Consider the following 21,547-nt stretch of genomic DNA (forward strand, 5'->3'; position numbering starts at 1 on the left):
TCTGCTAGCTCGCACTTCGTTGCTACCCTTACTTAGCCGCCAAGGTGGGGGTGCCTGTAGGCCTAAAGCAACCGTATTCTCAGGCCGAAAGAAAGGTGGTTAAATCACCCGTGTAGGTTAGCGTGAGCTGGTGCATGGCCCGGGTGCAGGCCACGTACAGCATGCTCTTATCTACCTCCGTTTTGTAATTGCGGGCCGAGGCAAAGGGCACAATTACGGCATCGAACTCCAGGCCCTTGGCCAGATGAGCCGTGGTGATGATAACCCCTTCTTTAAAGGAAGTGGAGTCAGCCGTGAGCAAATGCACGTTGGGGGCTTGCAGGGCCTGGTAAGCCTTTTGGGCCTGGCGCGGGGTTTTGCAGATAATGCCCAGGGATTGATGGCCGGAGCCTCCGAAGGCCGCAACCAGCTGCGTTAGCGTCTGCAACTCCTCGTCGGTGCTAGGGCAGGGCCTGATAATTGGCTCCGGCCCGTGCCGCTCCAGCGGAATGATGTTGGGGTTGGGCGTGATGCGCTGGGCAAAGGCCGTAATTTCTACCGTCGAGCGATAGCTGCGGTACAGCTTAACGATGTCGGCCTGCGGGAATACCCGCTCAATGGTTTCGGCGGATGAGGCGCTGTAGGGGTTCACCGTCTGGCTGACATCCCCCAGAATGGTCTTGCGGCAGTGGAACAGGCGGGACAGCACGGCGTACTGCACGGGGGTATAATCCTGCATTTCGTCTACCAGCAAGTGCTTGACGTGGTCGTAGGCCGTGATGCCTTCCAGGCGCAGGCGCAGGTAAATCAGGGCAAACACGTCGGCGTACTCCAGGTGCAGGCGGTGCGCGTCGAGCTTTAGCAGCTCGGGCCGGCCAATCCAGCGGTAAAAATCCCGGTAGAGGTCCAGCACATTAGTAAGCTTGAACATACGCGGAATGGCTTCCCCAATGGTGGCTTTTTCCTGCCCCGTCAGCTTGCGGCCGGCGGCGTCCCGCACGTAGGCCCTCACATCATTGGCAACCAGGGGGAAGCGTTTCAGGAGCGGCACCCGGTGGTAGGTCCTGAACTTCTGCTGCAGAACGGCGGCGGGAACAACAGTCCGACCTACCCGCAGCTCCGCCACGCTGAAGTAGTGATTCTCGATGTGCAGCAGGTACTGATTCAGCTGACTCAGAAACTCAAAGGAAGACTTAAACCGAATCCGCTCGATAAAAGCCGGGTCGTGCTGTTCCAGCAGGGCAGAAACCTGCTCGAAGAAGGTCTGAAATTGGTACCGATTTTCGAGTAGGTCGGTCGCCAGTTCTTCCATGCCCAGCTCGGGAATGTGCTCCTCGCCCAGCTCAGGCAACACGTTGGAGATGTAGTCGGCGAAGACTTTGTTGGGCGAGATGATGAGCACGTCCTTGGCCGCAATACTTTCTCGGTAGCGGTACAGCAGGAAGGCAATGCGGTGCAGGGCAATGGACGTTTTGCCCGAGCCGGCTACGCCCTGAATCACCATTACGGAGGCCTCCTCATTGCGAATCACCGCGTTCTGGTCGCGCTGAATAGTGGCGACGATGTTCTTCATCTTGTCGTCGGAGGACTTGGCTAGCTCCCGCTGCAGCACGTCGTCGTGAATGTTCACGTCGCTGTCCAGCAAGAACTCCAAGCGCCCGTCCCGGATCTTGTACTGCCTCTTTAGCGCAATGCTGCCCTGCACGGTGCCCGACGGGGTAGGGTAGGAGGCAGGTCCCAGCTCGAAATCATAGAACAAGGAAGAAATGGGCGCCCGCCAGTCATAAATCAGGTTCTGGCGCTGCTGCTCATCAAAAAAGGAATACACCCCAATGTACACCGGCGTAGCCTGCGGCTGCGGTGGGGTAGCAAAATCAATCCGGCCAAAGTAAGGCGACTGACCCAGCTTCAGCAGCCGGCGCTTCCGGCTCACGGCCGCCTCGCCCGTGAAAGCCATGCGGTTGATGGACTGGCCAGCCGCTACCATATCGGCCTCATCCATACCCGACTGATGCTCGTGGATGTACTGCTTTTTCTGCCGTAGCTCGTCGGAAAACTGCCGCACGGCATCGTCTACCCGCCGGACGGCCAGCGTTAGTTTCTCCTTAATTTCTTCCAGGTATTCTCGTTCTTCCTGCTCGGTTGCGTTCATCACGGGCTGCGCTTGGGGAATAAGAGGGCAAAGGTGAGGGCAATTTCTGGGCTGCCGAAGTAGCGGGCCTATTTTGTTGGTCTGGCTGCCCGTGGAGGTAGCTGCGGCCGGCCGCTTGTCTTCCGCTTCGGTTGAATACGCTTGTGTTTCTAGTTCCTCCTAGGGTAAGAGAAGATGTGTGCCACAAACAGAAACGTCATGCAGAGCCGGAGGCACTGCATGACGTTCTTTTGACCTACATTTCATAAAAATCCAGGTCATATGCATATCCGTCTCCTGGCCGACGCTTGCCAACGGGCCGCTACCCTCGCCGGGGTAGTAGCCGTGCTGGCTGCTGGCAGCACCCCGGCCTGTACCGTGCAAAAAGCGCCCCTGCCGCGCTGGCTGTCCTGCCGCCTCCGCCCGTGTCCCCGGAGCTGTACCGCACCATTGCCCGCCTGGATAGCGCCATGTTTGTGGCCTTTAACCGCCACGACGCTGCCCAGCTGCAAACCTTCTTCGCCAAAGACTTGGAGTTCTATCATGACAAAGGCGGGCTGGCCAACTTCGAGCAAACCATGCAAGGTTTTCGCAACCTGTTTGACCAGAACAAAACCACCGGCCTCAACCGCCAGCTCGTGCCCGGCACCCTGGAGGTGTACCCCATCAGCAGCTACGGGGCCGTGGAAACCTACCAGCACCGCTTCTGCCACGTCGAGAACGGCCGAGACGACTGCGGCACCTTCAAGAACCTAATGGTATGGCGCCTACGCGACGGACAATGGAAGGTGACGCGGGTAGTGAGCTACGGGCATTGAGGGTGGTAGTATTGCCTTGTTTCTAAGGGACTAGAAGAACGTAATTTCTGTTTTGAGAAATGGATATAGAATATCAGCAAGCACTTGAAATTGTTAAAATATTCGTTTCAAATCAGCTTAGCATAGCGAAAAATAAATTGTCAGAAGATACAAGAATCGAAGAAGACGTACGTATAGCAGGGCTTGATACAATTATTTTCTACGAAAATTTCTTTAAGCAATTTCAGATTGCTGATCCGCAGGATTTTGCTGTTAAAAAATACGTGACCAGCGAGAATTTCGAGCCATTTAGGCTGATAAAATCTGTTTTCTCAGCATCTGAGCGGGCAAAGCTGAAAGTCAGAGATACAACGCTAAGGCATTTAACGCATGTTGCTATGCAGAAAAGGTGGTTTGAAGAATAACGAGCCGCTTCTACAGCACCTTTCTTACCTTCCCAGCCTCAACGCTACTCTGATTGAAGCTGATGAAACTCCCGCTCCTCGCCGCGCTGCTTACGGCCCTGCCTACCCTCGCCCAAACCCCGAAGCCGGTCGAAAACCTAGTGCAGTATGCCCATCCCATAGTGGGCACGCAGCGCATGGGGCACACGTTTCCGGGCGCGACGGTGCCGTTTGGCATGGTGCAGCTCTCGCCCGATACTGATACCATCAGCTACGAGCTCAGCGGCAAGTACAACCCCAAGGTGTACGAGTACTGCGCCGGCTACCAGTACGAGGACAAAACCATCGTTGGGTTTTCGCACACCCACTTCAGCGGCACTGGCCACTCCGACCTCGGCGACTTCCTCATCATGCCCACCACCGGGCCGCTGCAGCTCAACCCCGGCACTGCCGATGAGCCCCAGAGCGGCTTCCGCTCCGCGTTTTCGCATCAGAACGAGGTAGCGGAGCCGGCTTACTACCGCGTGAAGCTCGACGACCACAACATCCTGGCCGAGCTGACGGCGACCAACCGGGTAGGCCTGCACCAGTACACCTTCCCCAAGGCCGACGAGGCCCACATCATCCTCGACCTCACGGCCGGCATCTACAACTACCCCGATAAAAACGTCTGGACTTTTGTGCGGGTAGAAAACGACTCGCTGGTGACCGGCTACCGCCAGACCCACGGTTGGGCCCGCACCCGTACCGAGTACTTCGCCCTGCAATTTTCCAAGCCTTTCCGTCAGTACGGGGCCCGCAACTACGCCAAAAAGCAGGCCTACCGGGGCTTCTGGGGCCGCTTCGACCAAGCGCATAACTTCCCGGAGCAGGCCGGCGAACAGCTGCGCCTATACTTCGATTTCAAGACGGAAGCCGGGGAGAAGATCAAGCTGAAAATGGCCTTGTCGGGGGTGAGTACCGAGGGGGCCTTGCGCAACCTGCGGGCCGAACTGCCGGGCTGGAACTTCGAGCAGACCAAGCGCCAGGGGCAGGCGCAGTGGCAGCAGGAGCTAAGCAAAGTGACTATCCAAAGCCCGAAGCGGGTGGACAAGGACAACTTCTACACGGCCCTGTACCACGCCTTCCTGAGTCCTACCACCTACCAGGATGTAGACGGGCAGTACCGCGGCCTCGATCAGAACATTCACCGCGCTGAAGGCTTCACCAACTATACCACCTTCTCGCTCTGGGATACGTACCGGGCCCTGCACCCACTGTTTAACGTGCTGCAGCCCCGGCGCAACGCCGACATGATTCAGTCGATGTTGGCGCACTACCAGCAGAGCGCCGAGCACATGCTGCCGGTGTGGAGCCACCACGCCAACGAGAACTGGTGCATGATTGGCTACCACTCGGTGCCCGTCATTGCCGATGCCATCATCAAGGGCAACGCTCCCTTCGATGCCAACAAGGCCCTGGACGCCTGCGTGACCACCGCCCGTCAGCAGTGGTACGACGGCCTGGGGGACTACCTGCGCCTGGGCTACGTACCCGAGGACAAAAGCGGCTCCTCCGTCTCGAAAACCCTGGAATACGCCTACGATGACTGGTGCATTGCTCAGGCCGCCAAAAAGCTGGGACGCCCGGACATTGAGCAGGAGTTCAGCAAGCGCGCCCAGAACTGGCAGAACGTGTACGACCAGCGCATCGGGTTCATGCGCCCGCGCCTCTCGGATGGCTCGTTCCGGAAAGAATTCGACGTGCTGAGCACCCACAACCAGGGGTTCATTGAGGGCAACGCCTGGAACTACAGCCTCTACGTGCCCCAGGACCCCGCCGCGCTTATCGCCAAGATGGGCGGCAATGCCCGCTTCACCGAGCACCTGGATTCCTTGTTCACCATGCACCTGCCCGATAAGTTCTTCGCCGAAACCGAGGACATCACCCGCGACGGTATCATCGGCAACTACGTGCACGGCAACGAGCCCGCCCACCACGCCGCCTACCTCTACAACTGGACGGACCAGCCCTGGAAAACCCAGGCCCGCGTGCGCATGATTCTGCCCAAGATGTACCGCCCCACGCCCGACGGCCTCGGCGGCAACGACGACTGCGGGCAGATGTCGGCCTGGTACATTTTCTCGGCCCTGGGCTTCTACCCCGTAGCCCCCGGCTCCCCGAGTACGCCCTCGGCAGCCCCGCCATCCACGGGGCTACCCTACGTCTCTCAACCAGCAACACCTTCCGCATCACCGTCAAAAATCAGAGCGACAAAAACGTATATGTAAAGGAAGCCCGCCTGAACGGCCAGAAACTAACGCGTCCGTTTCTGAATCACCAGGATATTGTGAATGGCGGGGAGTTGGTATTTATAATGGCGGCACGGCCGTGAAAAGTAAAATATTCGTTGCGTAATGATTAACACACTTGATGTATTAGCTGCTCAGGAAGTAAAGCTGTACGGAACAGCTAAAGGGCTAGAAGGCTCAATGGAGGCTAAAGAACAGTGGCTTAAAGAGGCCGGAATATTTGACGAGTACACTAAACTGCATAGAAGGTATTTTGAATTGTTAGAACAAACAGGCTCTGCCGACCTGCAACTAGAAGCGCTGAAGCGGTTAGTGTTTCTGAATTGGTATATGTACGCGGAGCCTTCTATTTATACGGAAATCAATGAGCTTGATGAAGTAGTGGTAGCCGCCTCGTACCTATGGCTCGATAGATATATAATGGAAGGTAAACTCGACCAGGAATTTACTTGGATGCTTTCTTATTATTCCTGCTGGGAGTACGCAATTCTTGGCTATTCTAAACCTAACTTGAAGGCATTAACGCAATTTGTAACGCTGTTGATACGGATGTTCTTCACGTCCCGGTGCACCAACTCCCAATAGGAGTAATGGATAAAAGGGGCCAAATGGGACATTATTGGAGGACTTGTTTAGTTGAAGTAAAAGAAAATTAGGTGCCACTGCCGCGCTAGCGGCAAATAGGCATCATACCAGCCCAGCGTCATTGTTCTGGCGGGCGAGTTGGAAACTCGCGTCATATATCGGCGCACGTAGCGCTACGTTAAACATGTACGAACTGTCAGATAAATGCTTCGTGCGTAGGCTATATCTAACGATGTCATGAAGGACAACGAAAAACCTGAATTCTGGGAAGCAGCTTTTACTGAAAAGCAGGAAATGTGGGGCTTTGCGCCCGCCAAGTCAGCCGTCTTGACCAAAGATTTCTTTGCCGAAAAAGCGGTGAAGCAGGTCTTGATTCCGGGGATTGGTTACGGGCGCAATGCGCAGATTTTCCGAAATGCCGGCATGACGGTGACGGGAATCGAAATTTCCCAAACCGCCATTGACATGGCCCGGAAGCATTACGGTGCCGATATGACCATCTATCATGGCTCGGTAACGGATATGCCGTTTGATGCGCGCCACTACGACGGAATATTCTGCTATGCGCTCATTCACTTACTCGGTAGCGCCGAAAGACAGAAGCTAATTCAGGATTGCTATAAGCAGCTTGCGGAAAATGGCTACATGGTGTTTGTCGCTATTTCAAAAACAGCTCCTACCTATGGCAAAGGGAAATTTATCAGCGAAGACCGGTATGAGATATTTGATGGCGTTACTATGTATTTCTATGACAGAGAATCCATCGAGGCAGAGTTTGGTGCTGCTGGATTAATTGACGTGGTAGAAGTGGAGGAAAACTTTCCTTTCTTTCTAATTACCTGTAAAAAGGTAGCCAGCTAGAGGTTGAGCTACCAGCAACGCGCGCAAACCACAAAGTACCCCGCCAACTGTATCGCACCCTGAGCTGAGGTAGGGGCCAACAATATCCAACGGTTCAGCTTCAACGTATACCTGCCAGCAAAACGCTACCCACCAGTAGCACCTGTAACCGCCTAGGTACTTACGTCATGGACCCCAAGAACAATCCGAAACTGCCTAATCCGGCCGATACTACTCGGCCCACGAAAGACGCCCCTGGTACCCAAAGCGCCGACGCCGAAAACGCTACCAATCTGCCGCGCCCCGCAGCAGCCCCACCCGCGCCAGAGCCGGAGAAGCCCTCTCCCGATATGGAGACGGCTAGCGAAACGCCTACTGACTCTACGGCGTCAACTACCCCGTCCGACGCAGGCAACGACTCGGACCCCGGCGCCAGCAACACCAGCAACGACGAGCCGCTGTAAGCACGGAGCAAGCTTACGCACAGATTCCCATGACAGAGCCCGGCACTTAGTGCTGGGCTTTATTATTTTATGAGAGGAGGTAGCGCCTGGCACCGACACGTCACTGGCACCTAGCAGCATCCGGCAGCGTATTCTGCTCACCGGCCCAAAAAACGATAGTTGCGGGCTTGCGTACAGCCGCGGTAGCAGGTGCTGCCGCGGAAGGTGCTAGCTACGGCTGGCCCCCCGGCAACTGCTGTCCAAACGCGCATAGCATGCACAGCATCGTTTACAGCTATTGGGGCCTGGTGCATTTGATAGCCGCTCTAGCTTCCCTGGTTTTCGGAACTACCGTGCTATTGCTCCGGAAGAGTAGCCCCGTACACCGCCGACTAGGCTACGCTTACGTGGCTAGCTTGACCGTAATGCTGGTGACCTGTTTCGGGATTTACCGGCAGTTTCAGGGCTTTGGCATTTTTCACGTAGCGGCCCTGCTCAGCTTCCTGACGTTGGTAGCCGGCATGGTGCCGGTGCTGCGCCGCCAGCCGGCTCGTTCCTGGCAGCAGCTGCATTTTAGTTTCATGTACGCCTCTGTGCTGGAGCTCTACGTGGCCCTGGCGGCCGAAATGCTAGTGCGGGTGCCGGGGCTAGCGTTTTGGGAGGTAGTGGGGCTGTCGGTGGCCACGGTAGTGCTGCCCGGAGCAGCGCTGTTTTGGCGCTTCCGGCCGGGGTGGCATCGGGTCGAGGCACCGCGTGAGCCGCAAGTAGCCCGTATTGCTCCCAGTAGGGGTAGCGTTGGTCCCGGCGCAGGTAAGCAGGGAACGGTTTGCCAAGCAGAACGCTACGTTCTGCCTTAGCGGCTGACCGAGTACGTTTTGCGCTCTGGGCCTACCCCCGTAATCTTCACCGATTGCCAGCCAGTGGGGAGGGTAGTTTTGCGCTGGGTAATGCCCGAGGGCGTAATGTCAAGGCCGCCGAAGCCCATAAGCACGGCCTGCAGCACGCCGCCTGCCCGGTGGCAAAGTAGGGGTTGGTGCCGCCCTTGGTTTCAGCAATGACGCGGAACGGGGGCAGGAGGTTGGGCTGGTAGGCGTCCTGGAAAAAATGTTGGGCTTTGACCCCGTCGCCGAGCCGGGCGTAGAGCAGGGCGAAGATGGCCTGGGTCATGGCCGGCGTACCCTCGTTGGGCACGCGGGTTTCGTAATAAACTAAGTCCTTGCGGATCTGGGCCGGATCAGTGATGACGCCCAGGGGGTAGGCCAGCAGGTTTACGTCGCCCTGTTTGATGCCCTCGCCGCGGTAGGTGGCGTGCTCCTGGGTTACGCCATCGGGCATGCGCAAAATCGGAATGTTCTGGGCTACATGCTGCCAGTCGGGGGTAGGGCGCAGGCCTAGCAGCCGCGCGGCGGCCGTGGCATTTTGCAGATTCACGCGGGCGGCAGCATTGGTGAAGGCGTTGTTGTCCACGTTTTCCGCCCATTCGTCGGCAGCTACTACATTCTTGATGTCGTAGTGACCCGGGCCGTTGCGCTCCACCCGACTGGCCCAGAAATCGGCGGTGGCCGAGAGGATGGGCCAGCCTTTCTCGCGCAGCCACTCCTTGTCCTGAGTGACGCAGTAGTACTGCCAGGCCGCCAGCGCCACGCAGGCCGAAATATGGTGCTCAAACGGGCCGCTCAGGGCCCAGACGGGTGTTTCTTCAACGCCCGTATCGGCGCTTTCCCAGGGGTACATGGCCCCTTTGTAGCCGTGGGCAAACGCATTGCGGCGCGCCAGCTCCAAGCGGTTAAACCGGTATTCTACCAACGACCGGGCAATATCGGGCTGCAGCACGGCTAGCACCGGAAACATCCACACGTCAGTGTCCCAAAATACGTGGCCATTATAGCCCAGGCCTGAGAGGCCCATTGGGGAGGGCGAGTAGTCGGTGCCGGCTCGTGAGAAGCTGTAGAGGTGGTAGAGCATGCTATGCACGTCCTGCTGGGCCTGGGCATCGCCGGTTATCTGAATGTCACTCTGCCAGAGCGTCTGCCAGGCTTTCGTGTGAAAATCCAGCAGGCGCCGGCGGCCTTCCAGGCGGGCGAAGATGGTCAGGCGCTCGGCCTCATTCAGCGGGTCGGGGTGGTGAGCCGAGGTAATGCTGGAGCCCGCCACGGCGTAGGCGTACGTTTGGCCAGCCTTGAGCGCCTTACTGAATTTCATCAGGTGCATGTTATTGTCCCACATCTCATGAATGATGCGGGGCTCTTGCCCGTGACTCTCCTCAAACAAAAAGCTGGTGCTGGCGCAGAGCAGCAACTTGCCCGTAGGACTTTTGGCCGACGATGTAAGTAGGCTCAGGGTAGCGTGAGGCCGGTCGATTTCGTTGTAGTAGTTCTGCACCTCGCGCAGGGCATCGGGGCTTCCATCACGCTGGCGGCGGTTAGGGCCACGTCCTTTCGGGCCGTAATAGCAACGTCGAGCAGCACCGTGTAGGGCAAGTGGCGCAGGGCGTAGGTAGTGTAGCTGATAGTGGCCTTATCGGCGTAGTTGAAGGTGGTGCTCAGGGCGGCCCGCTGCATGTCGAGTTGCTGGCGAAAGTTGCGGGCGTCGCGGGCATCCAGGCGGTGGCCGTCCACCTCCAGGTACATATTCAGCAGGTTGAAGCTGTTGAGAAAATTACTTACCCGGCCCGCCCATACTGGTCGTAAGCCCCAGCCAGCACCACGTTCTTCACCTGAAATGGCACCGGCGCCGACACAATTCCCAGCATGCCGTTGGCCACCGTCACGCCATAGTACTTGGTAGGGTCAATGTTATCGGCTGTGATACGCCAGGGGTCGGGCGTCTGAGCTGCGAGCGGCAAATGCAAGGCAAGCAAAAGTAACCAGGACCAGGCGCGGAGGTGAGTTCTCACTAGGTAGGAAGCTAGAAGGTGGGAAAGAAAAAAACAGTCGACACGCCCTGGGCCGGCAGGTGCAGTTCAGCAGGGCGCTAAGCACACTGGAGCCGCCCCATCTGCTACCTGCGAGCTTACCTCAATCTTGCCCAGATCTTGTGGACGAAAAGTGACAACACAACATGTAAAGGCTATAGTGAGTCGAAGACCAAGCCACTTGCTCCACTGGCGTCAGTAGAGTTGCTACCCTTAGTTCGGGCGCTATGCTTCGCTTTACAGACTGCTCCCATAACTCAGCAGAGCAACCGTAAAGCCCTATTGTTCAGTTTCTGCCGTAAGCAAAGCTGCTGCGGGCCAGGCCCTGCGAAAGCCGGTATCAGGTAGCCTGAATGGCTAGCACCCGCGCCTCGAAGGTTTCATTGGGAAGGAAAGAGCGGTTTTTGACCCGAGTTTTGTAGGCGTATACCGTATGAATGGAATAGCCCAGAATCCGGCTGATCTGGTCACTGTCATTGATTCCCAGGCGAATAAGCGCAAAAATGCGCAGCTCCGTTGTGAGTAGATGCTCGTCGGCTAGCTGAATTCGGTCGGCCTCCGTGAACAGGGCGTTAAACTCGGCTACAAAGTTGGGAAAGAGATGAATGAAAGCCGTATCAAACCCTTTGAACAAGGCCATACGCTCCGATTTGATGTCGATGTCCTTTACCAACTGCTGCGCCGACGAAACCTGCTTGGTGGAGAGTAAGGCGCTAAGTTTCTTTTGGAGTACTTCCAGCTTATCAATGTAGCGGGAGGTGTTGTTAAAATAATACCCAATGTACTCCTCCTTCACATGGTTGGCCTCATTTAAGCCCTGGTTAAGTTCCTGTAGCTTACTGTTCAGCTCTTGCTGCTTGGTGTTGAGGGCCTGCAGCTTCACGTTGTTTTGGTGCAGCTCCTGATTGGTGGTAGCCAATAGGCGCCCTGTTAACTGCAAGCGGCGGAGTTGAAAATAAATAACGAAGGCAGTACCCAACAGCAGAGTAGCTAGCACCCCAATGGCCAGGGCGTACATTTTGGCTTGCTGGCGCTGCTTTTCGACGAGGCTGATTTGCCGGCCGTCAATCAGGGTAGAGAGCGGCGACATTTGTACCAAACGCTGCCGGGCTTTGTAGAAGTTGGCGGCTTTCCGGGCCTCGCTAATGTACCAACGTGCCCGTGACAAGTCGCCGCGCTGGTAGCAATAGTCGGAGACTTTGAACAGGGCAATGCCTTCTTTCGTCGCCGATTTGATGTCGCTAATGGCGGCTAGCGTCATGAATTGCAGCGCTTTTTCCTTGAGGCCGGCGTTTTCGTACAGCCTAGCCATGGCGCTGGCATTAATGGCTACTTGATGCGCGGTTAGCGGTAGGCGCTGCAACTGGGCGTAAATGGCCAGGCTTGCCCGCAGATCGTTGCGCTGTTTGGCCCGGTACAGTCGCTGCGCTAGGTTAGGGTAGGAGCCGGGCCGGCTGTACTGGGCGGCCGTATCGGCGTAGGCGTCCGATTTGGCTGTGTAATAGGGCTGGTAGTAAGCATCCTGATCATACTCAGCCAATTCAATGCACACGATGCTGTAGATTTCATAGAACTCGGCCTTATAGCGCGGCTCTAACTGGCGGACGTCAATGGCTTTGAGCGTATCAAAGGCATCTTTGAATAAACCGGCCGAGCGAAGCGTGTAAGCCAGCTTCGTGCGGGCAGTTTGCAGTTTCACCGGGCTGCGAAGCCGCCGGGCCAGGGCCCCAGCTTGAGGCTGTAAGCAAAAGCTGAGTCGTAGGTAAATACCTGATATTCATCACAAATCAGCAGCGACAAGGTGAAGCTGGCATTATCATCAGCTTTCTCGGAGCGTAATTCCGCTTTCAGTGCGGCCAGTCGGTCAAGGCGCTGCTTGTCGTAGCTTGTTTGGTGAGCCAGGTTCTGGTCCAGTACCCGCAGCAGGCTATCTGTGCGGCTACCATAGGCTTGCGTACGTAAGGCGCTCAGTAACAGGCTGCCCAGGAAAATAAACCGGATAGCGTTAAGAATCTGGGGGTGTAGCATGGGAGCGGGTGGGAACCGGGGGGAGGAGCAGAGAGCGGCTGAGCAAGCAAGAAACCAAGCATACCAACAGTAGCATTATTAGCGGTAGAGCCAGGACTTTAAACAGCCGACTCCCTAAGCTAATAACTAACTGCTACAAGTGGATAATCTTCCCTTAACTTTCCTACTGCCACGTTGCATAGTAGGTAGGTGGGCGTTGCTGTAGCGGAGATTAGCAGCAACTAGCAGTCCTGTTTTTACTACATCATGAAAACCGTTAGCAGGTGCTTTACCTACCGCTTCAGAAACTAAGCTGTTGAATTTGCTTGGTTTGGAGTTAGTAAGAGCGGGGCCGTGGCTAAGAACCCCGCATCAAAAAGGAGGTAGAAAAAGGGTAGGGAAGGCTGTTTTACTTTTTAAACATTACGGCTGTAACAGACACGTAATGAGCCTGCTTCGGCTGATATATGCCTGATAGGAAGTTGATATTATTATGCCCAATTAAAGCATGTAACTATCTGATTTACAAAATTATATATTTGTGTTTGTTGTGTAATTTTTGATAACGATCTGATGTGAATTTTTAGAAAAATGGGGAAGCAAATTCCTTTGCCAAAACCCATTAGCCTAGTAGCAACAACCAGCAGTAGCGCAACTTAGAGTAGGAACCAACTTTTGCGCAGATATTTCTAAAGCAGTGACTTACCAGCCAACTAGAAACTGTGCTTCACAAGTAGCTGACCCGGTCTAAAGTGAATATGCCGAAGCTTCTATTTGTTAATTACGAGAATTTATAGTACTATTCTATAATAATTACAGCTATTAGTGATGGTTCACTTCCCCCATGAGCCTTAGGTAGATGACTAGGCAAGTGGGTACCTGTCAGTCGGTTTCGCACTAACCAAGCTTGTATGAAAAGACTACTACTTCATCTGCTGACTTGTAGCGCCGCGCTGCTTATCTGCTGCCTCCCTGGTAAGGGGCAGGTTGCGGCTTCGTCTGCTGCAGTCGACAAAAAGCCGGACTGGTGGAAGGAAACGGTAGTGTACCAATTATACCCGCGCAGTTTCCAGGACAGCAACGGGGACGGCATCGGTGATTTACGCGGCATCATTTCCCGGCTAGATTACCTTAAAAGCACTGGGGTAGGCGCAGTGTGGCTTAATCCCATCTACGCCTCGCCCAATGATGATAACGGCTACGATATCTCAGACTACCAGCAGATTATGCCCGAGTTTGGGACCATGCAGGATTTTGACGAGCTACTGCGCGGCATGCACCAGCGCGGCCTCAAGCTGATAATGGACTTGGTGGTCAACCACAGCAGCGACGAGCATGCGTGGTTTAAGCAGGCCCGCAGTTCGCGCCAAAGTCCCTACCGCGACTATTACTACTGGTGGCCCGCCGAAAAGGGTACGCCCCCAGCCCGCTATAGCACCTTCGATGTACACCGCAACGCCTGGCAGTACGACTCGCTCACGAACTCCTACTACCTGCACTACTTCTCCGTCAAGCAGCCCGACCTAAACTGGAATAACCCGAAGCTGCGGCAGGAAGTGTACCGCATGATGCGCTTCTGGCTGGATAAGGGCATTGATGGCTTCCGCATGGATGCCTTCCAGTTCGTGGCCAAAGACCCCACGTTTCCGCCCATGCCGGGCCTGAACGAGACGAACTACACCAATGCCTACAACCACGGTCCGCGCCTGCACGATTACCTCCAGGAAATGAACCGGGAAGTGCTCAGCAAGTACAACATCATGACCGTGGCGGAAGGGGCGGGCCGCAACCCCACCGAGGCCATGCTCTTCGTGGATCCGGCCCGTCGGGAGTTAAACATGACCTATCATTTTGAGGCAGTAGGGGTAGGCAATACGCCCGAGCGCTTCCAGCTGAGGGACCTGAAGCGCGTGTTTACGCGCTGGGACAGTGCCTTTGCCCGCAAAGGCTGGCAGTCGATTTACCTGGGCAGCCACGACCAGCCGCGCATAACCAGCAAGTTCGGCGACGAGCGGCCCGAGTTCCGGGCGGCCTCGGCCAAGCTTCTGAACACTTTTCTGCTGACCATGCGCGGCACGCCCTACTGCTACAACGGCGACGAACTGGGCATGACCAATATCCGGTTCGACAACATTGCCGATTACCGCGATGTGGCAGCGCTCAACGGTTATCAGCTTGTGAAGTCCCAGGGGGGAAGTTTGCCGGCCTACCTGCAGACCATGCAGCGCTTCTCCCGCGACAATAGCCGTACGCCGTTTCAGTGGAACGCCTCCACCAACGCGGGCTTCACCACGGGCACCCCCTGGATTAAAATCAACCCGAGCTATACGACCGTTAACCAAGCAGCCCAGGAAAAGCAGCCCGATTCAGTGCTAAATCACTTCCGGCAGGCCACCGAAATGCGCCAGCAGCACCCAGTGCTGGTCTATGGGCAATACCAGCTGCTGGATGCCGCCAACCCGCACATCTACGCCTACACCCGCACCCTGGGTCCCGAGCGAGTGTTAATCGTGCTCAATTTCTCCGACACGCCCCGCAACTGGCCTTTGCCTGCGGGCCTGAAGCCCAGCGGAAAGCCCTGGCTCAATAACTACCCAACCTTACCTACTGGCTCAACTTTCGCGCTGCAGCCCTGGCAGGCGGTGGTCGTGAAATTGCAGTAAGCCAGGGGAAGAGTGAGCATGAAAGTTAAGTGCTGAAAGGCCTAACGCCCACCGGCAACCGAACCGCTTAAACTCTACCCTCAGCCAACGGCTAAATACTGCAGACCCTAAGCCGAAAACGATTGCATTGAACCGCAACGTGGCTAGGCACCCATCTACTTCCCACCACTTTAATCTTTTACTTATGAGCAACAACTGGTACAAACGGTACACCTCGTATGAGCAGCCGGGAACCACGGCGGGTAGCGGCCCACTCGGGCGGCTATCGGTGCTGGCTTCTAGCGTGGTGTTAAGCCTGCTACCCTTGCTGGTTCAGGCACAGGCTACGCGGTCAGTTTCGGGCAGAGTAGTTGATGGGACGGGCTCCGGCCTGCCAGGCGTGACGGTAATTGTGCCCGGCTCCACTGTCGGAACCAGTACCAGCTCCGACGGCTCTTTCCAACTAGAAGTGCCCACCACGGCCACGGCGCTGTCCTTCTCCTTCGTCGGCTACACCAGCCAGCGGGTCGACATCACGGGCAAATCCTCGGTGCAAGTCACTCTCCGCGACGATGCTCAGGCCCTGGGCGATGTGGTAGTGGTAGGCTACGGCACGGTTAAGAAGACTGACCTGACCGGAGCCGTTAGTTCGCTGAGTCCCAAGGATTTTAATAAAGGCACCTTCACTTCACCCGACCAGCTTATTCAGGGTCGGGCCTCGGGTGTACAGGTAACGCAGAACAGCGGGCAGCCTGGCGGGGCTGCTACCATCCGCATCCGCGGCAACTCGGCCGTGACGGGTACCGGTCAGCCCTTGTACGTGGTTGATGGGGTGCCGCTCGATGGCCGCTCGGCCCGGCCAGGACTAACTACTGCTATTGGCGACAGCCCCAATAGCAATCCGCTTAACTTTCTGAATCCGGCCGATATTGAGTCAATTGATATTCTCAAAGACGCCTCGGCTACGGCTATTTACGGCTCTCGAGCGGCGTACGGAGTAGTCCTTATTACTACCAAAAAAGGCAAGTCGGGTGAGCCTCGGCTGGATGTGGGCGTCTCGGGCGGCTTCTCCCAGATTATGCGCCGGGTGGAGGTGCTTGACGCCAGCCAGTATCGGCAGGCCCTACGCTACTACGACGCGCCTGCAACCAATGATAAAGGGCAAAACAATGACCCCTTGGGTGAAATTCTGCGCACGGCTCCGCTCCAAAACTATAACGTAGCCCTGAGCGGTGGCAACGACAACGGCCGCTACCGCCTCTCACTCGGCTACCTTGATCAGCAAGGCATCGTTAAGAAAACTGGTTTTGAGAAGTACAGCGCACAGCTGGCAACCAATCTGAAATTCCTGCAGAGCAAGCGACTAGGCGTAGATGTCAACCTTACGGCCAGCCAGTTCCGGGAGCAACTGGCCCCTATTACCAACAACGGCGACTTCCGCGGCAGCCTCATCGGCCAGGCCTTGCAGTACAACCCCACCGACTCGCTTTATAATGCCGATGGCAGCCCATTTGTGCGGCGGGGTACAACCATCAACCCGGTGGCGCAGCTGGAATACTACAATGATAAGTCGCGGGTAACGACGGTGCTAGCATCCCTCTCACCCTACTATAAGTTTACGGATTGGCTGGAGTATCGGGCCTTGGTTTCAGCCAATTACAGCACCGGTATTCGCCGCACATCCATTGATCAGCGCTTGAATATTGAGGACTACTTTGGGCGGGGATTTGCCCTTGTGGCCAACAATGAGCTGCTAACCCAGCAGATGACGCACACGCTCAACTTTAACAGGCAGCTAACCACTGATTTTAACTTGAACGCGCTGCTGGGCTATGAGTACCAGCGGTTTTCCAACTCGGGCTCGGGCGTGAATGCGCTGGGGCCGGCTGGTGGCTTCGGAACCTACGGGCTGGATTACACCAACTACATTCAGTTTTCTAACCCTTCCGCCCGCAACATTACCTCGTTTGTGGACCCCGAAACCGAGCTGCAGTCGTACTTCGGCCGGGCCATTCTGAACTACAAAAACCGCTACCTGCTCACGGCCACGCTACGGGCCGACGGTAGCACTAAGTTTGGTGCCAACAACCGCTACGGCTATTTCCCTTCCGCCTCGGTAGCCTGGGATGTCAGCCAGGAAAGCTTTTTTGCGGTAGAAGCTGTCAATCAGCTGAAAGCACGCGTAGGCTACGGCCGCACCGGCAACCAGGAGTTTCCGGCTGGCTCGGCCCAGTCGCAATTCGTGTTCTTGCCCAACAGCGGCGGGCTAGGGCAAATTACGAACGCCAATCCGGACCTGAAGTGGCAATCGGATGAGCAGTTCAACGCGGGCCTAGACGTGGCCGTTTTCAATAACCGCCTGACCCTGACGGCCGATTATTTCTATAAGCGCACCACTGATTTGCTGTACCCCAACATTCCGGGCTATCCGGCGGCGCCGGGCGGCAACAGCGTCATCTGGTTTAACCTCGATGGTACCATTGTCAACAGAGGGGTAGAGCTACTGGCCGGTATTACGGCGGTAGATAATCAGCGCTTTGGCTTGAACTTCAACGCCAATGCCACCTTTGTGAAAAATGAAGTATCGGACCTGCCTGCAACCCTGATTATTCAGACGGGCACGCTCAGTGGGCAGGGCTTGTCGGGCGTAACGGCAGAAACGATTCAGAACGGCCGGCCTATTAACGGCTTCTCTTTGCCCACTTACAACGGTATTAATGCCGATACGGGCTGTACAATGAGTTCGGGGCGGCGGGCTACGCCGGAAATCCGAACCCTACTACGCTGGTAGGCCTGAGCACCACAGCCCGCTTCGCGAAATTCTCCCTGACGGCTAACCTGAACGGAGTATTCGGCAACAAAATCTACAACAACACTTTCAACAGTGTGCTCAACGTGAGCCAGATTCGGGCGGGCCGCAATATTGCCTTGGCAGAGTATGAATCGGGCACCAAGGAGTCGCTGGCCAACGCTGTTACGCCCTCCACGCGCTACCTGGAAAGCGGCAATTTTGTGCGCCTTTCCAACGTCACGCTCTCCTACGCCCTCGGCGACCTGGGCTCGTCATTCAAGGGAATCAGCGTGTACGCCATCGGCCAGAACCTGTTTGTCATCACGAAGTACCGCGGCTTTGACCCCGAAGTCAACACCAACAAGTCGTTTGGCGTGGTACCCTCGGCTGGCATCGACTACACCGGCTACCCCACGGCCCGCACCTTTACGTTCGGCGTCAATTTCTCCCTGTAATCCACCCCTGAATCTGCAGTTCCATGAAAAAGACACTCAGCGCGGCGGCTATGCTGACTGCGCTTCTGCTAGCCAGCAGCTGCGATATAAACGAAGAGTTCCAGGGCTCCCTGACGCCTGACCAGGTAAGCACGGGTAACGCCGCCTCCCTGCTCGATGGCGTGTATACCTCCATGCGCAGTCCGTTTCAGGGCGCTACTCAGGTGTTTGCTCTCTCGGAAGTAACTACCGACGAGCGTATTATGCCTACCCGCGCCGGCGACTGGGACGACAACGGCGTGTGGCGGCAACTGCACTTGCACACCTGGGATGCCAACCACAGCCAGGTGCGGGATGCCTTTGCCAACCTGGGTGGGGTAGTGTTTGCCGCTAACGATGTGCTGCGACCCGAGTTCAATGCCTCCGTGCAGCAACAGGCCGAAGCCCGCTTCCTCCGCGCCTGGGCCATGTACTGGACCCTCGACCTCTTCGACCAGGTGCCCTACCGGGAGCCCGGGGAAAGTGTAGCGGCCAACGCCCGCGTGCGAAAAGGAACCGAGGCGCTCGACTACATTATCAGCGAAGTGAATGCCGTGCTCACAAACTTGCCCGACGGACCGGCTTATCGGGCCAACAAAGACGCGGCCCGCGGCCTGCTGATGAAGTGCTACCTCAACCGGGGCGTGTACGCCAACCGCGCCGCGCCCACGTTTGCCGCCGCCGACATGAACCAGGTAATTACCCTGGCCAACCAAATCATCAACACGGGGCGCTACACGTTTGCTACCAACTACTTCGACAACTTCGCGCCCGATAACACGGCCATCGGCACGGAGAATATTTTCACGGAGTTGAACATTGGTGGCGTGAGTAGTGGGGCTCAGTTTGACTTATGGCGGTTTATTTCGCACTACAACATGACCCCCAGCGGCTACAACGGCCCAGCCGCCCTGCCCGGCTTCTACGATAAGTTTGGGGCCAGTGACATCCGGCGGGGCACGGTGTACACCTACAAAAACGGCCCGGCTAACCCTGGCAAGCGCCAGAACGTGGGCTTCTTGATTGGACAGCAGTACAACCTGACCTCCGGTGCCCCCCTCACCGACCGCACGGGCGCGCCACTGGCATTCACCCGGGAAGTGCGCATTATTGAAACGGGCGCCAACCTGGAAGTTACGGGTATCCGTCCGATGAAATACCCGCCCGACTTCACCAACAACGGCGCCGGCACGACCGACAATGATATGGTACACCTGCGCCTACCCGATATTCTGCTGATGAAGGCCGAAGCTATTTTGCGCGGTGGTACGGCTACCGCCGCCGGGACCTACGGGGCTACCCCTTTGGCTCTGGTCAACTCCATTCGTACCCACAGCTCGCGCAATGCCGGACCCCTAACCAGTCTGGACTTAACTACCCTGCTGGATGAGCGGGGGCGGGAGCTGTACCTAGAGCAGTGGCGGCGCCAGGATATGGTGCGGTTCGGTAAGTTCCTGAGCCCGGGGGAGCAGCGCACCACAACCAGCGACCCGAAATACCTGATTTTCCCCATTCCCAATCAGCAGCTGGCCGTAAACCCCAACCTCACCCAGAATCCTGGGTATTAAGGTAATAGCGGCAGAGTCGATACACAGGAGCAGCGGTTGGCGTCAGCGGGCCGCTGCTCCTGTGTTAGTGGGCTCGGCCTAGGCGTTCACCTAACGTGCTTTTTGTATGCTGATAATCAAGAAAACAGGAGCGGCTTTTCTGCTGTTGCTACCCCTGCTGACCCTGGCCCAGCCCACTCCACGGCAGCTGTACCCAGGGCTGTTCGAGGCGGTGCAGCTGGGGCAAGTGTACCCCGATGGCAAAACCTTTGTGGACATGCTGCCCACCGTGGCGCCGAGTGTAGTGCTGGCCGCGTACCAAAAGGAAAAAGGTCGGCCGGGCTTCGATTTAAAAGCCTTTACCAAGCGCTATTTCTACCTGCCCGCCACCGATACGGCCCTCTACCGCAGCAACATCCAGGGCGGCATCCGGGCCCACCTCGACACGCTCTGGACGGTGCTGCGCCGGCCGGCCCAAACGCAGGTGCCACCCTACTCCTCCTTGCTGCCGTTGCCCCATCCGTACGTGGTGCCGGGTGGCCGCTTCCGCGAGGTGTACTACTGGGACTCGTACTTTACTATGCTGGGCCTGCGCGAGGCTGGCCGTCAGGATCTGGTGCGCGATATGGTCGATAACTTCGCCTACCTCATTGATAAGCTGGGCTTTATTCCTAACGGGAACCGCACCTACTACCTCACCCGCTCCCAGCCGCCCTTCTTTGCTCAAATGGTAAGCTTGCTGGCCGAAGGCCCCGATTCTGTGGCAGTCCTTGGCCGCTACCGGCCGGCCCTGGCCCGCGAGTACGCCTATTGGATGGCGGGCGCCGAAGCGCTGAAGCCCGGCCAGGCCGACCGCCGCGTGGTGCGCCTACCCGGGGGCGAGCTGCTAAACCGCTACTGGGACGACAGCGACCAGCCCGCGAAGAATCGTACCGCGCCGACGTGGAGGCTGGCCGCCGCACCAAGCAGTCGCTGCCGCAGTTTTACCGCAACGTGCGCGCTGCTGCTGCCTCGGGCTGGGACTTTAGCACCCGCTGGTTCGGCCCCGATGGACAACTGGGCTCGATTCGCACCACGGAGCTGGTACCCGTCGACTTAAACTGTTTGCTCCTGACCATGGAACGAGGCCTGGCCCGCGCCCACCGCGCCGCCGGACAGCTACCCCAAGCCAGGGAATATGAGCAAAAGGCCCAGGCCCGTGCCGCTGCCATCCGGCGCTACTGCTGGGATGCCGCAGCCGGCTGGTTTGTCGATTACGACCTGACGCAGCGTCGCTTCGCTACCGCTCGCACGCTGGCCGGCACGTTTCCGCTCACCTATGGCGTGGCTACCCCGAGCAAGCCCGCGCTATTGCCCAGGGTTTGGAAAGTGCGTTTTTGAGTCCGGGCGGCCTGCTGACCACCACCAAAGTCAGCAGTCAGCAGTGGGACGCGCCCAACGCCTGGGCTCCGTTGCAATACGTGGCAATAGAAGGTCTGCGCCGCTACCAGCAGCCGGTGCTGGCAAATATCATTGCCCGCCGCTGGATGGACCTCAACGTGCGCGTGTTCACTCAAACTGGCAAGCTGCTAGAGAAATACAACGTCACGGACCTAACCCGGCCGGCCGGTGGGGGTGAGTATAAACTCCAGGATGGTTTCGGCTGGACTAACGGAGTGCTGCTTAAGCTCCTCAATGAGCAGAAAAATCAGTAGAGTAAGGTG

At 57.0% G+C, this 21,547-nt stretch carries 17 protein-coding genes and 2 pseudogenes; 13 read left to right on the top strand and 6 right to left on the bottom strand.

The annotated features are described in order from the left end of the window. Positions 1 to 79: 79 nt before the first annotated feature. Positions 80 to 2,131 carry a HelD family protein gene (locus MUN84_RS17760; protein ID WP_244699002.1) on the bottom strand — a complete coding sequence of 684 codons (2,052 nt, stop codon included), beginning with the start codon at positions 2,129 to 2,131 and terminating at the stop codon, positions 80 to 82. A 404-nt stretch (positions 2,132 to 2,535) separates the two neighbouring features. On the opposite strand from MUN84_RS17760, the gene MUN84_RS17765 reads away from it, so the two are divergent. The 7 genes and pseudogenes from MUN84_RS17765 (at position 2,536) to MUN84_RS17795 (ending at position 8,327) form a co-directional block, all read left to right on the top strand. Next, positions 2,536 to 2,928, top strand: coding sequence for a nuclear transport factor 2 family protein (locus MUN84_RS17765; RefSeq protein WP_244695323.1), 393 nt, complete (start codon positions 2,536 to 2,538; stop codon positions 2,926 to 2,928). Positions 2,929 to 2,987: 59 nt separating this feature from the next. Beyond that, positions 2,988 to 3,332, top strand: a complete 345-nt coding sequence (locus MUN84_RS17770; protein WP_244695324.1) for a DUF1493 family protein — start codon at positions 2,988 to 2,990, stop codon at positions 3,330 to 3,332. A 62-nt stretch (positions 3,333 to 3,394) separates the two neighbouring features. Then, positions 3,395 to 5,685: pseudogene (locus MUN84_RS17775) on the top strand (GH92 family glycosyl hydrolase). Positions 5,686 to 5,707: 22 nt separating this feature from the next. Next, positions 5,708 to 6,187, top strand: a complete 480-nt coding sequence (locus MUN84_RS17780; protein ID WP_244695325.1) for a hypothetical protein — start codon at positions 5,708 to 5,710, stop codon at positions 6,185 to 6,187. A gap of 237 nt (positions 6,188 to 6,424) precedes the next feature. Then, entirely contained in the window at positions 6,425 to 7,048 is a 624-nt protein-coding gene (locus tag MUN84_RS17785; protein ID WP_244695326.1) for a class I SAM-dependent methyltransferase, read from the top strand. A gap of 167 nt (positions 7,049 to 7,215) precedes the next feature. Continuing rightward, the gene (locus MUN84_RS17790; protein WP_244695327.1) at positions 7,216 to 7,491 is read left to right on the top strand and encodes a hypothetical protein; all 276 of its coding nucleotides are present in this window, start codon (positions 7,216 to 7,218) and stop codon (positions 7,489 to 7,491) included. Positions 7,492 to 7,895: 404 nt separating this feature from the next. Further along, positions 7,896 to 8,327 carry a hypothetical protein gene (locus tag MUN84_RS17795; RefSeq protein WP_244695328.1) on the top strand — a complete coding sequence of 144 codons (432 nt, stop codon included), beginning with the start codon at positions 7,896 to 7,898 and terminating at the stop codon, positions 8,325 to 8,327. A gap of 46 nt (positions 8,328 to 8,373) precedes the next feature. Here the strand turns inward: MUN84_RS17795 and MUN84_RS17800 are convergent, their stop codons facing one another. From MUN84_RS17800 to MUN84_RS17820, 5 genes are all read right to left on the bottom strand, one after another. Beyond that, the gene (locus MUN84_RS17800) at positions 8,374 to 9,852 is read right to left on the bottom strand and encodes a glycoside hydrolase family 65 protein (protein ID WP_244695329.1); all 1,479 of its coding nucleotides are present in this window, start codon (positions 9,850 to 9,852) and stop codon (positions 8,374 to 8,376) included. Then, positions 9,807 to 10,100: a hypothetical protein gene (locus tag MUN84_RS17805; RefSeq protein ID WP_244695330.1), complete on the bottom strand. Its 294-nt coding sequence runs from the start codon at positions 10,098 to 10,100 to the stop codon at positions 9,807 to 9,809. The genes MUN84_RS17800 and MUN84_RS17805 overlap by 46 nt, the downstream gene beginning before the upstream one ends. Positions 10,101 to 10,132: 32 nt before the next feature. Then, positions 10,133 to 10,315 (bottom strand): hypothetical protein, encoded by a 183-nt coding sequence (locus tag MUN84_RS17810; RefSeq protein ID WP_244695331.1) that lies wholly within the window; start codon positions 10,313 to 10,315, stop codon positions 10,133 to 10,135. 409 nt (positions 10,316 to 10,724) lie between these two features. Next, a complete protein-coding gene (locus MUN84_RS17815) occupies positions 10,725 to 12,083 on the bottom strand; it encodes a DUF6377 domain-containing protein (RefSeq protein ID WP_244695332.1) in 1,359 nt (452 codons plus the stop codon). Continuing rightward, positions 12,080 to 12,412, bottom strand: coding sequence for a hypothetical protein (locus MUN84_RS17820; RefSeq protein WP_244695333.1), 333 nt, complete (start codon positions 12,410 to 12,412; stop codon positions 12,080 to 12,082). The genes MUN84_RS17815 and MUN84_RS17820 overlap by 4 nt, the downstream gene beginning before the upstream one ends. An 890-nt stretch (positions 12,413 to 13,302) precedes the next feature. On the opposite strand from MUN84_RS17820, the gene MUN84_RS17825 reads away from it, so the two are divergent. The 6 genes and pseudogenes from MUN84_RS17825 (at position 13,303) to MUN84_RS23200 (ending at position 21,538) form a co-directional block, all read left to right on the top strand. Continuing rightward, positions 13,303 to 15,054 (top strand): glycoside hydrolase family 13 protein, encoded by a 1,752-nt coding sequence (locus MUN84_RS17825; protein WP_244695334.1) that lies wholly within the window; start codon positions 13,303 to 13,305, stop codon positions 15,052 to 15,054. Positions 15,055 to 15,238: 184 nt separating this feature from the next. Continuing rightward, positions 15,239 to 17,824, top strand: coding sequence for a SusC/RagA family TonB-linked outer membrane protein (locus MUN84_RS17830; protein WP_244695335.1), 2,586 nt, complete (start codon positions 15,239 to 15,241; stop codon positions 17,822 to 17,824). A gap of 95 nt (positions 17,825 to 17,919) precedes the next feature. Next, positions 17,920 to 18,279, top strand: coding sequence for a TonB-dependent receptor (locus MUN84_RS17835; protein ID WP_244695336.1), 360 nt, complete (start codon positions 17,920 to 17,922; stop codon positions 18,277 to 18,279). A 23-nt stretch (positions 18,280 to 18,302) separates the two neighbouring features. Continuing rightward, positions 18,303 to 19,865: a RagB/SusD family nutrient uptake outer membrane protein gene (locus MUN84_RS17840; RefSeq protein WP_244695337.1), complete on the top strand. Its 1,563-nt coding sequence runs from the start codon at positions 18,303 to 18,305 to the stop codon at positions 19,863 to 19,865. 256 nt (positions 19,866 to 20,121) lie between these two features. After that, a pseudogene (locus MUN84_RS17845) lies at positions 20,122 to 21,224 on the top strand (trehalase family glycosidase). Beyond that, positions 21,206 to 21,538: an alpha,alpha-trehalase gene (locus tag MUN84_RS23200; protein ID WP_262920567.1), complete on the top strand. Its 333-nt coding sequence runs from the start codon at positions 21,206 to 21,208 to the stop codon at positions 21,536 to 21,538. Before MUN84_RS17845 ends, MUN84_RS23200 begins: the two are co-directional and overlap by 19 nt. The last annotated feature ends 9 nt before the right edge of the window (positions 21,539 to 21,547 follow it).

The organism is Hymenobacter sp. 5516J-16 (assembly GCF_022919335.1).
In the GTDB taxonomy this organism is placed as follows: domain Bacteria; phylum Bacteroidota; class Bacteroidia; order Cytophagales; family Hymenobacteraceae; genus Hymenobacter; species Hymenobacter sublimis.

Excerpts from the sequence above, each read along its gene's own strand:
- MUN84_RS17795 (WP_244695328.1), top strand. The coding sequence starts at position 7,896 with ATGCTGGTGACCTGTTTCGGGATTTACCGGCAGTTTCAGGGCTTTGGC.
- MUN84_RS17805 (WP_244695330.1), bottom strand. The coding sequence starts at position 10,100 with ATGTACCTGGAGGTGGACGGCCACCGCCTGGATGCCCGCGACGCCCGC.
- MUN84_RS17760 (WP_244699002.1), bottom strand. The coding sequence starts at position 2,131 with ATGAACGCAACCGAGCAGGAAGAACGAGAATACCTGGAAGAAATTAAG.
- MUN84_RS17780 (WP_244695325.1), top strand. The coding sequence starts at position 5,708 with ATGATTAACACACTTGATGTATTAGCTGCTCAGGAAGTAAAGCTGTAC.
- MUN84_RS17790 (WP_244695327.1), top strand. The coding sequence starts at position 7,216 with ATGGACCCCAAGAACAATCCGAAACTGCCTAATCCGGCCGATACTACT.
- MUN84_RS17820 (WP_244695333.1), bottom strand. The coding sequence starts at position 12,412 with ATGCTACACCCCCAGATTCTTAACGCTATCCGGTTTATTTTCCTGGGC.
- MUN84_RS17840 (WP_244695337.1), top strand. The coding sequence starts at position 18,303 with ATGAAAAAGACACTCAGCGCGGCGGCTATGCTGACTGCGCTTCTGCTA.
- MUN84_RS17770 (WP_244695324.1), top strand. The coding sequence starts at position 2,988 with ATGGATATAGAATATCAGCAAGCACTTGAAATTGTTAAAATATTCGTT.
- MUN84_RS17825 (WP_244695334.1), top strand. The coding sequence starts at position 13,303 with ATGAAAAGACTACTACTTCATCTGCTGACTTGTAGCGCCGCGCTGCTT.
- MUN84_RS17830 (WP_244695335.1), top strand. The coding sequence starts at position 15,239 with ATGAGCAACAACTGGTACAAACGGTACACCTCGTATGAGCAGCCGGGA.
- MUN84_RS17785 (WP_244695326.1), top strand. The coding sequence starts at position 6,425 with ATGAAGGACAACGAAAAACCTGAATTCTGGGAAGCAGCTTTTACTGAA.